Below are 12,618 nucleotides of genomic sequence, written 5' to 3' on the forward strand. Positions count from 1 at the left end.
TGAACCCAGAGTATACGGGATAGTCTGTCCTTTTTTAATCATCTTCAATTGCGCAAGAAAGAGAATAGCTCACGCCTTTATTTAAAGAGGCTGCTTATTCTTTAATATATCCTAGTTACTTGGATCACAGGCAAATTGTCTGTGATTTTTTGTTTTATTTAATAAGGAGGAATAGATCATGCATATGCTATTATTCTTTTGATATGAGCTTTAACTAGAGGCTCGTATCGGTACCATAGCTATCGATACGAAATGAGTTAATTTCGGGAGGTAGTCATATGGAAAAAGTTTGCTTTGAATTAGAACACGTAATTGTAAATTATTTAGATAAAGAGATTTTAAACATTGAAAAATTAGCCATTCATCAATTCGATCGAATCGGTATCGTTGGGAAAAATGGCGCTGGAAAAAGTACATTAATGAAGTTACTTGCTAGCAAGGTTCAGCCGACAACTGGGATGGTAAATAGTCATGTACAGTTCGGCTATTTTGAACAAATGGAAGCACCAACGCCTGTAGAGGCAGAGCCACAGTTATTAGGAAAATTAGCTATTCCAGTAAATTCTGAAGGACTAAGTGGTGGGGAACAAACGAGATTAAAGTTAGCTCATTTATTTTCTTTCTATGAGGAAGCACTGCTCATTGATGAACCAACAACACATTTAGATCAAGAGGGTATTTCATTTCTAGTGGATGAATTGCGTTATTACTATGGTGCGCTCGTACTAATTAGCCATGACCGTGCGGTTCTGAATCAATTGGTCACAACAATTTGGGAGATTGATGGGGGCACAGTAAACATTTATTCTGGCAATTATAGTAATTATGCTTGGCAAAAGCAGCTGGAGCAAGATCAACAACGTCAGGCGCATGACTTATACTTGAAAGAAAGAAGTCGTCTTGAACAAGCTGCCGAAGATAAAATGAAAAAGGCTGAAAAAATTACCCAAGCAGGTAACATGTCAAAAAGAGAAGCTCATGCAAAGCCGAATCGCATGTTTATGACAAAGTCCAAAGGGACAAGTCAAAAAAACGTACAACGTGCAGCCAAGGCAATAGAACAGCGAATAGAGAAGCTTCAGAAAGTAGATGCAGTGCAGGTAGACAGAAATATAGTTTTTCGACAATCGAAGGCATTGGAATTACACAATAAATTTCCGATTATGGCAGATCAATTCACTTTACACGTTCCAGGAACAGTCCTATTGGATGTCGTAAGCTTTCAAATACCATTGGGTAAAAAAATTGCACTTGCAGGTAGTAACGGTTGTGGGAAAAGTACCTTACTACAACATATTGCAAACTATGGGGATGGGTTAACCATTTCCCCTAAGGCCAAAATAGGCTATTTTCATCAAATGGGCTACCAATTTAAAAGTGAGGAAACGGTCCTCCAATTTTTAAAAAATCGCTCTGATTGCGATGAAGGCTTTTTACGAAGCGTTCTAAGTTCCATGCAGTTTGTAGGAACTGATATACAAAAGGGTGTGAACTCTTTAAGCGGTGGTGAAGCGGTACGCCTCCAGCTGTGTTATCTGTTTTTAGGAAGCTATAATATACTGTTATTAGATGAGCCAACTAACTTCTTAGATATTCAAGCATTAGAGGCGCTAGAGCAATTTATAACGGCTTATGAGGGAACCATAATCTTCGTGACTCATGATAAAAATTTTATTGAAAATGTAGCAGACATACAATTTACAATAAAAAATAATAAGATATTTTAACTGTAAAGATGCGATTCTACCATTAGGAGGAATCGCATCTTTTTATTAAAGTTTTAATCAAAGAGAGGGAAGAGGGGAAATTTGGCGAATGTGATAGATAGACACTATGAAAAGGATGATGATCGATGTTGAATACGAATGTGACGACTAAATTAAAAATCAAGCAGCCAGCTCATAAAGTTTTTGAAGCCATTATTTCTCCTACTGAAATCGGACATTATTGGTTTTCTAGTAGCTCTGAAAGATGGGCAGAGGGGAAGAGGATTACATTGAGATACGAGGAGTATAGCGCAGAAGGAATTATCTCAGTACTTGAAATAGAGACTAACAAAAAAATTGTATTTTCTTGGGGAGAGGAGCATGGTGAAGTGACGATTGTTACTATGACCCTTGAGGAATATCAAGGTGAGACAATCATTGAGGTAGTGGAATCAGGACTGAACGCACATGATCCGGAAATTGTGACGAAAATGATGGGTCAAAAAGAAGGCTGGATTTATACATTAACCTGTCTCAAAGGATACTTAGAAAATGGCATAAATACTTTAAGAGCTTCATTAATTCATTAGAGTAGTATGATTTGATGACCTATTTTTGAGGTGATTTTTTGGATAAACGAATTTTTTCATTTTGTATCATTTTGATCGCTGTTATTTCGTTATTTAGTCCGACGATTGTTTCTAATTTAATGCTTCAACAAAGTACAATAATGGATAATCATTATTACATTCAATATATGGCTAATTTATCGAGTGTTTTTCTAAGTTTATTTTTTTGGCTTCATTAGCATTCGTTTTATTTCTCAAGAAAAATCGATGACTAAATTCATCAATGCTTTGCTGAACATCCCTTTCTTACCTTCCGGGATGAAGGATGGGGGAGAATGGACATTACGGCTACAATTTGCTTCGAACCAATTTAGAAATTTCGTGTGCCTAGTTGTAGAAGTCATCCCACCTGAAGCTATAAATAGGGCAATAGCGCTCTGATTAAATCATTCATCTACTGCATAAAGGAGGGATTGGTATGAAAAAGTGGGTTTGGCTAACTGGTGGCCTTTTAGTATGTACAGGGTTTGTCATAGGCATTGTATTTTGGAAAATCCAAAAAGAAGTCAAGAAAGACGACCCTGAATATATTGTGCAATTTATGAAAGAGAATAAGGGCAATAAAAATGTTTCCATAGCGATACAATATAATCGCCAAAGCTGGGTAGAGCAGCATACAAAGGAACCACTGCCTTTAGCCAGTACGGTTAAAATAATCGTCGCTATCGCATATGCGCAACAAGTCGCAGATGGACATATTAATCCTCAGCAACAAGTTCGCTTAAGGGAATTAGAGACATTTTATATCCCAAAAACAGATGGTGGCGCACATGAAGCGTGGCTCGCGCAGTTAAACCTCAATGGCAAGGAAAGTGTGCCGCTGAGCGAGGTTGCAAAGGGAATGATTACTTATAATTCTAATGCCAATACAGATTATTTAATGCATGTACTAGGGCTCCAAACTATTAATGAGGTTCTCACTCAACTGGATGTAAAGGGTCATGAACCCCTCTATCCAATCGCAAGTGCTCTCTACATCCCGATTCAATTGCTAGATGAAAAGAGTCTAACGAAAAAAGAAGTACTAGCGGCTTTAAAAGATATGGGGATGGCTGAATATCGAGAGCGGGCAATGGTTATTCATGAGAAATGGCTAGAAAAACCTTTAACAAAAGAGGAGAAAGCTCAGGCAATAAAAATGCTCAATATGGATGTTCAGGGGGTATGGTCTGATCGTTTAATAAGGGCTTCTACTAGTGACTACATTTCTATTTTAGAAAAGTTGAATAGTAAAAATTACTTTACAGAAGATGTACATAAATACTTAGATCCTGTGATGGAACAATTGATGCAAAACCCTAGGAATCAAGAATGGCTTATACATGCAGGTCAAAAAGGAGGGTCAACAGCCTTCGTATTGACACTAGCCGCCTATGCGGAAGATAAGGATGGGAATCAGACGGAGATAGCCTTTTTTGCTAACGACTTAAATACAATACAACAAATTAAATTATCTACTAGCATGAATAGTTTTCAATTAAAATTTCTTACAGACGAAAAATTTAGGACGCGTCTTCAAAGGGAATTATCTATGTAGTGAATGGCCTTTAAAATGATCTATGTTCATCAAGTAATCTTTCAAGAAAAGCAGAGAATGTAGCTGCGTACTCATCAATCATGTCATTCATTAGGTCATAACACATGACGGGAAATTCCCCATCTTTATCTTTTGCGGATAAATCGAAAAAATAAAGCTCATCTGCGTCTGGGACAAATAAGTCCAATCTATTTGGATATTTTCTGTACCAATCTTCATCAGCCAAGTTCAGACGGTGAATATAGAGAATGTCGCTATCGCCGATATCTCTGTATTCAGGTTGACTGACCGTCAGAATGTTTCCTCCATTTAGTCGGGCATTACCATAATTCATTAACCACCAGCAATAAGAGGGCGGTAATTGAAATCCTAGCTCTAATTCTGCTTCGGCTATCCAGCTATCTTTTACATTGCATCCTGGATGCCACTTAATCGATGTAGTATGAGCTAGCTTTTTTATTAAATTCTCATACATCAAAAAACCTCACTTTTTCATAATGACATTTAAAGAGCGCCCTTGTAGTTAAGGTAGCTAGAATTCGTACATTCCTTCGACTGTCTGCATACTATACGTTTATAATATGTGAGAGGATTGAGATCAATGCATTACCCTTATTATCATAATTACCCCGTGTATAACTATGGCTACCACCCTGTTTATTGGGCTTATCCAACACAGCTAGAGCAGGGGACCAGAAGTAATATGCGGAGAGATTATGGACCAGAGCCATTCGTTGTGGACATAGAGGACGTTACAAAGCAAAACAGAAATTACCGTACAGCATTATGGACAGGGTCAAACTTACAAGTAACTGTGATGAGCATCGATGTAGGTGATGATATTGGCTTAGAAGTGCATCCGCATGTCGATCAATTCATTTGTATTGAAGAGGGTAAGGGAATTGCCCAAATGGGACCGACTAAGGATTATTTAAACGTTCAAAGAAATGTTTCTGAAGATACGGCCATCATGGTACCCGCAGGGACATGGCATAATATTACGAATATAGGAAATGAACCATTAAAGCTCTACACGATTTATGCGCCTCCCAATCATCCATCTGGGACTATTCATGTGACGAAGGCAGATGCAGAGTCTGAGGAAGCGGGCTATGGTCAAGAATATTAAAAAATAAAAAGCGTGTTTTATTTAACATGCTTTTTTCTCGATATATGGTAGAATGTTTTTTAATTGCAGATAATAAAGGTCCTTAATTAATGAAAGAAGGTAATGAATGATGAAATATTCAAAAGCAACAAACTATGCGTTACATACAATGGTATTTTTAACGCATACGCCTAAAGGAAAATCAATGAATGTTGAGACACTAGCAGACATGCAGAAACTATCTCCAACCTATCTTTCAAAAATTTTAACAAAGCTTGTAAAGGCGGGGTTAATCGAATCAAATCCAGGGGTCAATGGAGGTTATCGCATTTCGAAGCGCCCTCAAGAAGTTTCCTTTTTAGATGTGATTTACGCAATCGAGGGACAAACCTCATTATTCAGCTGTTCCTCTGACCACGAGGATTCCTTTCATAATGAAGGTTGTCTCATTGAGCAAGTAATGGTGGATGCTGAGAACAATATGAAAGAAGAGCTAAGTAATAAATTGATTATTGATATTGCTCATGAAATCGATAAAAAAATGAAGTAGGCGGCTAGAATGTTGAAATGGATGGATAAGAACTAGGGGACTCTAGTTCTATTGTTATTTCAATTGCATAAGAGCCCCAAAGTATTGCTGTGCGGTTGTGAAACAAATAAATGCCAGTAGTTCACTGATTTCAGCCTCTGTTAAATATTCTTTTAAGACAGCGGTGACATAGGGTGCGGTATGACCTTTAGTCACTAAAAATGCCTCAGCAAAACCTGTACAAACGGCTGTTTTCTCATCGTAATGTTGAGGGTCAGGTATACCTTTCGCCTGACAATATTGACAACCATTTTTTTGTGCTAATGTTTTTCGGACCTCTTCTTTTAAATGTGCAGATAAATGACCGTCCTTTTCGACCGTTTCTCCTAATTGTAACCAATGCGACTGTATTTCCTCGTTATAGCCTAGTAGTTGTTGAAATGGCGTTAAGCCCTTGTCATATAAATGAATGAGTGTCATTAATGTTCCCTCCTATAATTAGTGTAAAATATGAATGGCCTTGTTCACATACCAATTCGAAGGGAAATATTTTCTTTCTCCTTTAAAATGAAGGGAATTTTCTACAATGGATTTCATTAATGAAACAATACTAACAGAATTGAAAAAAGATAGCCGAATTTCTATGAGTGAGTTAGGCAGAAGAGTACATTTATCGGCCCCTGCAGTTCGTGAAAGGGTACGACATTTAGAGGAACAGCAAGTTATAAGGAAATATACATTAGACATTAATTCAAAGGCGCTAGGCTTTCCCATTGAAGCTATAATAGAGGCAACAATTAAAAATAATCGCTATGCAGATTTTAAAGAACATATCCTGACATTTACAAACGTCAATTTTTGCTATCGAATATCAGGAGAGGCTTGTTTCTTATTAAAGGCTCATTTTCAATCTTTTTCTGATGTAGAGCAATTTATTGATGATTTACAGCTATATGCACATACAAAAACCAATTTTATCTTTTCTGATATATGTGAGGACTTATAAAAAAGGGGATCTTTATGGAAATCAAATTATTTACGGGTGAAATAGATGACTTAGTCCATTTACTAACTCAAAATAAATGGATTTACCACACCAATCAGCACGTAAAAGAAGAGAGCGTCCGAGCAGCGTTCGCAAAGGGATATTATGAGAATGATCGTGAAACATATTGGATAATGGAAAATGGAAATAGAGTAGGAATTATCTTTATTCATGATATCAGTGACACCATCCCACTGTTTGATATCCGCCTACATACAAATTGTAGGGGGAAAGGATATGGCGTAATGGCACTTCGATGGTTACAAGAGTATCTATTTGAGGTAAGGGGTAAGATTCGTATTGAAGGCTATACAAGAGTTGACAATATAGGGATGCGGAAATGTTTTAGCAAAGCTGGTTTTGTGAAGGAAGGCTATTTACGAAATGCCTGGGAAAATGAAGATGGCACAGTGACCGATAGTATTGTCTATGGTGCTATTAAAGAAGATTGGGTTCTAGGAAATCCAACGCCTATTAAAATAGATGACGTTCCATTTTAAGGAGACAAGCATGAAGAAAAATGTATTAAACGCTCTAAGGCAATCTTGGTCGGCCCAATCAAGTTCTAAATGGAGCGTTGAAAATCCTGCAAAAGGACAATGTGGTGTTACCTCTCTAGTGGTGCAAGATATACTTGGCGGGGAAATTAGGAAAACACGTTTGGATGAAGGCTGGCACTTTTATAATGTAATAAATGGAGAGAGAATAGATTTTACGGAAGAGCAGTTTTCATCTAAAATTGATTATCAAGACATTGATTCGAATAGGACAGAGGCCTATCAGGATACAAATAATGCTCAATATAGCTGTTTAAAATCACAAGTTAATAGACATCTAGTAAGAGCAGAGGGATAGATTCCTCTGCTTTTTCAAATTAATAAAACAAAGGTGTTGACGTTTAGGAAAGAGGCATGTTATTATTATCTCGAATTCAAGATAAATAAATTCAAGATAAACGAATTCAAACCTTTAGCTTTCGTAAGGAGGTACAATAATGGGTTTTTGGAATAAATTATTTTCTTCAAAAAAAGAGGAGGAACAAGCAATGGCAGAATTAAATATCGGTATTATTATTGGATCAACACGTGAGGGACGTGTAAGTCCTCAGGTAGCGCAATGGGTAAAGGAAATTGCAGATCAACGAGGAGATGCAAACTATACAGTGATTGATATCGCTGATTATAAATTGCCATTATTAGGAGAGCCAGGGCAAGATGCTTCAGGTGCACAGGCTTGGTCAGAAGTTATTGCTAAACAAGATGGATTTGTGTTCATCGTACAAGAATACAATCACTCTATTACAGGCGCTCTAAAAAATGCACTAGATTATTTACGTGTTGAGTGGAATAACAAAGCAGCAGGTATCGTTTCATATGGTTCTGTAGGTGGTGCTCGTGCAGCAGAACATTTACGTGGCATCATGGGTGAGCTTTTAATCGCAGATGTACGTGTTCACCCTGCATTATCATTATTCACAGATTTTGAAAATGGTTCAGACTTTAAACCACAAGCTGTACAAACTGATTCAGTCAATCAAATGTTAGATCAAGTAATCCCATGGTCAAAAGCTTTATACACTATTCGTTAAGCTTACGCGTTTGAGATAGGACGAAATTGGATAAAGTATGGGAGAGAAAAATTAGTCAGGAAAGGGCATGTTAACATGAAAAAACATACAGCAGGTATTCACCATATCACAGCTATTGTAGGCCATCCACAAGAGAATATTGATTTTTATGCAGGTGTATTAGGCTTGCGTTTAGTGAAACAAACAGTAAACTTCGATGATCCTGGCACATATCATTTATATTTCGGTGATGCAGGTGGGAAACCTGGAACAATCATTACATTCTTCCCTTGGGCCAATGCTTATCAAGGGCGTATTGGTGACGGTCAAGTTGGTGTCACAACGTATGTTGTACCAGAGGGGGCACTACCATTTTGGATTAATCGTTTAGCAAAATTTTCGATTCCTTTCCAAAAAGCTGAACGCTTTGGTGAGCAAGTCATTCAGTTCGATGATCCGCACGGTCTGCATATCGAACTCGTTGCGCGTTCTGCAGGCGAATTAAATAACTGGACATTTGGAGAAGTAACGCCAGAGGTTGCCATTAAAGGATTTGGTGGAGCTACATTATATTCTAGCCACCCTGAAGAGACTGCAAAAGTTTTAACAGAGGTAATGGGTCTTGAAAGAGTAGCGACAGAGGGTGACTATACTCGTTTTAAATCTAATGCGGAGATTGGCAACACAGTTGATTTAAAAGTGGTTGTAGGACAACGTGGACAAATGGGTGTAGGGACGGTTCACCATATTGCGTGGAGAGCTCAAGATAATACGGATCATTTAGAATGGCAAGAGTATGTTATGAATCATGGTCAACATGTAACGGAAGTCAAGGATCGTAATTATTTTAATGCGATTTATTTCCGTGAACCTGGTGAAATTTTATTTGAAATTGCTACGGATCCTCCGGGATTTGCTCATGACGAAACAATGGAGACGATGGGAAGCCAATTAATGTTACCATCTCAATATGAGCAACAACGAGAGCAATTAGAAAGTGCATTAATTCCGATTAAAGTACGTGAGCTTGACTAATATATAGAATCTACTTAAATCAATGCGAAATGTTGAGAACTCAACATTTTCGCATTTTTTTGATCCGGCGCCATCCTCATCAGCCGTTGAGCGCACGGGCCATGGCATCTAAATAATTTTGACTAGTGCGCTGACTAATTTCAGCATTCGGCACAAAGACATCAAAGCAATGAAAGCTACCAGGATAGAGATTCATCTCAACATCTACTCCTGCTTGAGCAAGTCGTGCTACATAGTCGAGGGTTTCATCTCTGAATAAATCAAGTTGGCCTATACATGTGTAGGTAGGCGGTAGTCCTGCTAAGTTATCTGCTCTTGAAGGAACCGCATATGGAGAAAGTTCATGGGTGTCCTGTTCTTCTCCTAAGTACATACGCCAAGCGGTCAAATTATTTGTTCTATTCCAAGTTGCGTGACTGTTAGTAATTTCATAGCTAGAAGGTGTTTCATTTCGGTTATCAAGCATTGGATACAGTGGCATCTGGAATATAATCGCGGGCCCTCCTTTATCGCGAGCCATTAATGCTAGAGCTGCTGTTAGCCCTCCGCCTCCACTTGCACCAGCAATTGCCACTCGTTTAACATCAATGCAGAGTGATGGAGCCTCAGCTGTCATCCATACTAACCCTGCATAACAATCTTCAATCGCGGCTGGATAAGGATGTTCAGGAGCAAGTCGATAATCAACAGAAACGACAACGCAGTTAGCGGTCTGAACAAAACGTTCACATAGAAGATCATCCATATCGGGGTGTCCCATAACAAAACCACCACCATGAATCCAAAGCATAGCTGGAAGTTTATCGTTGCTCCGTTTAACGGGTTCATATATTTTAACTAGCATTTCACCTCCATCACCTCTAGGAATTGTACGATTAGTTGTAAATACAAGTTCTGACTCCTCTAATGGTGATTGGGCTAAGAGACGACGACTCCACTCTAAATCTTCGTCTAGGCGAAAGCCTGGAAATTGCGAGTAAGCCTGCGTTAATTCAGGTAAGATTCGGGCATTGATTGTCATATAAATCCTCCTTTAAAGTAACAAAATTTTAAATAAATAGATGTCCTGCTACAGCCATTTCCGCCTCCCATTGGGCAACTTCTTCACGCACACGAGGAGCCACTTCAGTTCCTAGAAGTTCTATAGCTTGCATGACTTGATCATGTGGCATTGTACTTAAAGGTACGTATAACATAAATCGTGTGATCCCTACATGTTTACGAAGATGAATAATTTTCTGAGCAACTGTCTCTGAATCACCTACATATAATGCTCCTTCAAAACTACGTGCAGCATCATAGCTAGAACGATCATAATACGGCCAACCCCGTTCTTTGCCCAGTTTATTCATGCCTGCCTGTGTAGATGGGAAGAATGTATCTGCTGCCCACTCGTTATTCGGGCCAACGAACCCTATCGAATGGGAGCCTACCTGAAGCTTAGATAAATCATGACCTGCATGAGCAGCAGCTTTTTTATAAAGTTGTACGATTGGAGCAAACTGCATAGGACTGCCACCGATGATTGCTAGCATAAGTGGTAATCCTAAAAGACCTGCCCGAATGGCTGATTGTTGATTTCCTCCACTACCAACCCAAATAGGTAAGGACTTTTGAACAGGTCTTGGATACACACCTAAATTATTGATCGCCGGTCGATGCTTTCCTTCCCACACTACTTTTTCTTCCTCACGAATTTTAAGTAATAAATCTAAATGCTCTTCAAATAGTTCATCATAGTCATTTAAATCATATCCAAATAACGGGAAGGATTCGATGAACGACCCACGACCTGCCATAATTTCCGCACGCCCATTGGAAAGTCCATCTAAAGTAGAAAAATCTTGATAGACGCGAACCGGGTCAGCTGAAGAAAGGACAGTCACCGCACTTGTAAGTCGTATTTTTTCCGTTTGTGAAGCAGCGGCGGACAACACCATTGCAGGGGAAGATGCAGCATAGTCTTCTCGATGATGCTCGCCAATGCCAAATACATCCAATCCTACTTGATCGGCAAGAATAATTTCTTCAACCACTTCACGCAAGCGTTGGGCATGACTAATCACTTCCCCACTATGAACATCTGGTTTTGTTTCTACAAAAGAGGTAATTCCTATTTCCATTTGTCTTTCTCCTTGTCAAATTATTGTTTTGTAAAGCGTAGAGTCGTTACCCAAAAAAGAATTGCTAGAGCACTAATTGAAGCTCCGAGGAAAGAAATCCCTTCCCAGCCAAAGTGTGCATATATTTGAGTAGAAGCAATGGAGCCACTTGCACTGCCAATGGAATAAAAAATCATATATCCGGCAGTAAGTCGACTTCGTGCCTCTGTACGTAATGGAAGAATTATCGCCTGATTCGTAACATGTACGGCCTGTACAGCTAAATCTAGCAATACGATTCCTACAATTAACGCAAATAACGATTGCTCTAGATAGCTAATAAACAACCAGGAAAATAGTAACAGTGCTAATGCTATACCTGTTGTTCTTTGTGCGTATCCTCGATCAGCCAATTTCCCTGCTCGGGCCGCTGCCAACGCTCCGGTCACTCCAACAAGACCAAAAGCACCAATTACGCTATGTGAAAGGGCCAACGGTGGTGCACTAAGTGGAAGAACAAGTGATGTCCACAAAATACTGAAATCAGCAAAAATTAACATGGCTAGAACGGCACGGATACGTAAAGTTCGTTCTTGTTTTAATAAAGTGAACACAGATTTAATGAGCTGATGGTAGGTGAGTGATTTTACTTCGCGCTCCACTGTAGGTAATACCTTTACAAACAAACAGACCATGATGAGCATGAAGGCAGCAGAGAATAGATAGACAGTACGCCATCCTGCAAGGTCAGTTAATAGTCCTGCGAAGGTACGAGCAAGCAGTATGCCAATGACAATCCCACTTGTAACAATACCAACGACGCGTCCACGCTCAGCTGGGGAAGCGATGGTTGCTGCAAATGCTACAAGCGTTTGTGTCACAACTGCAAGTAAACCTACTAAAGCCATGCCTGCGAAAAGAACTATGCTATAAGAAGCGGTACCAACTATAACTAAAGCAGTTGTGGATAATAGCATTTGACCAATAATCAAACGTCGCTGATTAAGTAAGTCCCCAAGTGGCACTAAAAGCAATAGGCCTATCCCGTAAAAGATTTGCGTGATTGTAATGACAACGCCAATAATCGACGGATCAATATTAAACGCAATAGACAGCTGATCTAGTAGCGGCTGTGCAAAATAAATATTGGCGACTGACATTCCACAGGCTGCTGCGAATAAAAATGTGACAGCGCGTGGCATGGACGACGGTAGATTCATCGCAGGTGCATCCCATGTCTGTCTAAGATCTTCGTCCATCTTATATCCTCCAGTCCATATAGAATTTCATTATAACGTACCGAACGGTACAATATAATTATTGGTAAATATATCTTACCGTTATTGATAGTGTCAAGTGT

At 39.0% G+C, this 12,618-nt stretch carries 15 protein-coding genes; 10 read left to right on the forward strand and 5 right to left on the reverse strand.

Features of this window, described 5'->3' with window-relative positions; translation table 11 throughout:
• Positions 1-278 precede the first annotated feature (278 nt).
• From PI85_RS02105 to PI85_RS02115, 3 genes are all read left to right on the forward strand, one after another.
• A complete protein-coding gene (locus PI85_RS02105) occupies positions 279-1,727 on the forward strand; it encodes an Msr family ABC-F type ribosomal protection protein (RefSeq protein WP_036121465.1) in 1,449 nt (482 codons plus the stop codon).
• 125 nt (positions 1,728-1,852) lie between these two features.
• Entirely contained in the window at positions 1,853-2,296 is a 444-nt protein-coding gene (locus tag PI85_RS02110) for an SRPBCC family protein (protein ID WP_036121463.1), read from the forward strand.
• Between the two features lie 457 nt (positions 2,297-2,753).
• Positions 2,754-3,872, forward strand: a complete 1,119-nt coding sequence (locus PI85_RS02115; RefSeq protein ID WP_036121461.1) for a serine hydrolase — start codon at positions 2,754-2,756, stop codon at positions 3,870-3,872.
• Positions 3,873-3,882: 10 nt separating this feature from the next.
• Here PI85_RS02115 and PI85_RS02120 read toward each other — a convergent pair whose 3' ends face one another.
• Positions 3,883-4,347: an SMI1/KNR4 family protein gene (locus tag PI85_RS02120; RefSeq protein WP_036121459.1), complete on the reverse strand. Its 465-nt coding sequence runs from the start codon at positions 4,345-4,347 to the stop codon at positions 3,883-3,885.
• Between the two features lie 126 nt (positions 4,348-4,473).
• On the opposite strand from PI85_RS02120, the gene PI85_RS02125 reads away from it, so the two are divergent.
• Both PI85_RS02125 and PI85_RS02130 read left to right on the forward strand, forming a co-directional pair.
• Positions 4,474-5,001 carry a cupin domain-containing protein gene (locus PI85_RS02125; protein WP_036121457.1) on the forward strand — a complete coding sequence of 176 codons (528 nt, stop codon included), beginning with the start codon at positions 4,474-4,476 and terminating at the stop codon, positions 4,999-5,001.
• Between the two features lie 106 nt (positions 5,002-5,107).
• Entirely contained in the window at positions 5,108-5,530 is a 423-nt protein-coding gene (locus tag PI85_RS02130) for an Rrf2 family transcriptional regulator (protein ID WP_081937084.1), read from the forward strand.
• Between the two features lie 54 nt (positions 5,531-5,584).
• Here PI85_RS02130 and PI85_RS02135 read toward each other — a convergent pair whose 3' ends face one another.
• Entirely contained in the window at positions 5,585-5,989 is a 405-nt protein-coding gene (locus PI85_RS02135; RefSeq protein ID WP_036121456.1) for a hypothetical protein, read from the reverse strand.
• Positions 5,990-6,095: 106 nt separating this feature from the next.
• Here PI85_RS02135 and PI85_RS02140 point away from each other — a divergent pair, with 106 nt between their 5' ends.
• From PI85_RS02140 to PI85_RS02160, 5 genes are all read left to right on the forward strand, one after another.
• Positions 6,096-6,515, forward strand: coding sequence for an Lrp/AsnC family transcriptional regulator (locus PI85_RS02140; RefSeq protein ID WP_036121455.1), 420 nt, complete (start codon positions 6,096-6,098; stop codon positions 6,513-6,515).
• 14 nt (positions 6,516-6,529) lie between these two features.
• A complete protein-coding gene (locus PI85_RS02145) occupies positions 6,530-7,054 on the forward strand; it encodes a GNAT family N-acetyltransferase (protein ID WP_036121454.1) in 525 nt (174 codons plus the stop codon).
• Between the two features lie 10 nt (positions 7,055-7,064).
• Positions 7,065-7,409, forward strand: coding sequence for a hypothetical protein (locus PI85_RS02150; protein ID WP_036121453.1), 345 nt, complete (start codon positions 7,065-7,067; stop codon positions 7,407-7,409).
• 139 nt (positions 7,410-7,548) lie between these two features.
• Complete coding sequence (locus tag PI85_RS02155) at positions 7,549-8,142, forward strand: NADPH-dependent FMN reductase (RefSeq protein ID WP_042737428.1); 594 nt, start codon at positions 7,549-7,551, stop codon at positions 8,140-8,142.
• A 75-nt stretch (positions 8,143-8,217) separates the two neighbouring features.
• Complete coding sequence (locus tag PI85_RS02160) at positions 8,218-9,156, forward strand: ring-cleaving dioxygenase (protein ID WP_036121451.1); 939 nt, start codon at positions 8,218-8,220, stop codon at positions 9,154-9,156.
• A 79-nt stretch (positions 9,157-9,235) separates the two neighbouring features.
• Here PI85_RS02160 and PI85_RS02165 read toward each other — a convergent pair whose 3' ends face one another.
• Genes PI85_RS02165 through PI85_RS02175 form a run of 3 tightly spaced genes read right to left on the reverse strand, consistent with a single transcriptional unit; the run spans position 9,236 to position 12,478 of the window.
• Positions 9,236-10,177: an alpha/beta hydrolase gene (locus tag PI85_RS02165; RefSeq protein ID WP_036121449.1), complete on the reverse strand. Its 942-nt coding sequence runs from the start codon at positions 10,175-10,177 to the stop codon at positions 9,236-9,238.
• A 28-nt stretch (positions 10,178-10,205) separates the two neighbouring features.
• Entirely contained in the window at positions 10,206-11,279 is a 1,074-nt protein-coding gene (locus PI85_RS02170) for an LLM class flavin-dependent oxidoreductase (RefSeq protein ID WP_036121447.1), read from the reverse strand.
• A 20-nt stretch (positions 11,280-11,299) separates the two neighbouring features.
• Positions 11,300-12,478: an MFS transporter gene (locus PI85_RS02175; RefSeq protein WP_235318443.1), complete on the reverse strand. Its 1,179-nt coding sequence runs from the start codon at positions 12,476-12,478 to the stop codon at positions 11,300-11,302.
• Positions 12,479-12,618 lie beyond the last annotated feature (140 nt).

The organism is Lysinibacillus sp. A1 (genome assembly GCF_000801965.1).
In the GTDB taxonomy this organism is placed as follows: domain Bacteria; phylum Bacillota; class Bacilli; order Bacillales_A; family Planococcaceae; genus Lysinibacillus; species Lysinibacillus fusiformis.

What these genes read in the sequence shown, in the direction of transcription:
- PI85_RS02105 (WP_036121465.1), top strand. Translation starts at nt 279, where the DNA reads ATGGAAAAAGTTTGCTTTGAATTAGAACACGTAATTGTAAATTATTTA.
- PI85_RS02110 (WP_036121463.1), top strand. Translation starts at nt 1,853, where the DNA reads ATGTTGAATACGAATGTGACGACTAAATTAAAAATCAAGCAGCCAGCT.
- PI85_RS02115 (WP_036121461.1), top strand. Translation starts at nt 2,754, where the DNA reads ATGAAAAAGTGGGTTTGGCTAACTGGTGGCCTTTTAGTATGTACAGGG.
- PI85_RS02120 (WP_036121459.1), bottom strand. Translation starts at nt 4,347, where the DNA reads ATGTATGAGAATTTAATAAAAAAGCTAGCTCATACTACATCGATTAAG.
- PI85_RS02125 (WP_036121457.1), top strand. Translation starts at nt 4,474, where the DNA reads ATGCATTACCCTTATTATCATAATTACCCCGTGTATAACTATGGCTAC.
- PI85_RS02130 (WP_081937084.1), top strand. Translation starts at nt 5,108, where the DNA reads ATGATGAAATATTCAAAAGCAACAAACTATGCGTTACATACAATGGTA.
- PI85_RS02135 (WP_036121456.1), bottom strand. Translation starts at nt 5,989, where the DNA reads ATGACACTCATTCATTTATATGACAAGGGCTTAACGCCATTTCAACAA.
- PI85_RS02140 (WP_036121455.1), top strand. Translation starts at nt 6,096, where the DNA reads ATGGATTTCATTAATGAAACAATACTAACAGAATTGAAAAAAGATAGC.
- PI85_RS02145 (WP_036121454.1), top strand. Translation starts at nt 6,530, where the DNA reads ATGGAAATCAAATTATTTACGGGTGAAATAGATGACTTAGTCCATTTA.
- PI85_RS02150 (WP_036121453.1), top strand. Translation starts at nt 7,065, where the DNA reads ATGAAGAAAAATGTATTAAACGCTCTAAGGCAATCTTGGTCGGCCCAA.
- PI85_RS02155 (WP_042737428.1), top strand. Translation starts at nt 7,549, where the DNA reads ATGGGTTTTTGGAATAAATTATTTTCTTCAAAAAAAGAGGAGGAACAA.
- PI85_RS02160 (WP_036121451.1), top strand. Translation starts at nt 8,218, where the DNA reads ATGAAAAAACATACAGCAGGTATTCACCATATCACAGCTATTGTAGGC.
- PI85_RS02165 (WP_036121449.1), bottom strand. Translation starts at nt 10,177, where the DNA reads ATGACAATCAATGCCCGAATCTTACCTGAATTAACGCAGGCTTACTCG.
- PI85_RS02170 (WP_036121447.1), bottom strand. Translation starts at nt 11,279, where the DNA reads ATGGAAATAGGAATTACCTCTTTTGTAGAAACAAAACCAGATGTTCAT.
- PI85_RS02175 (WP_235318443.1), bottom strand. Translation starts at nt 12,478, where the DNA reads ATGAATCTACCGTCGTCCATGCCACGCGCTGTCACATTTTTATTCGCA.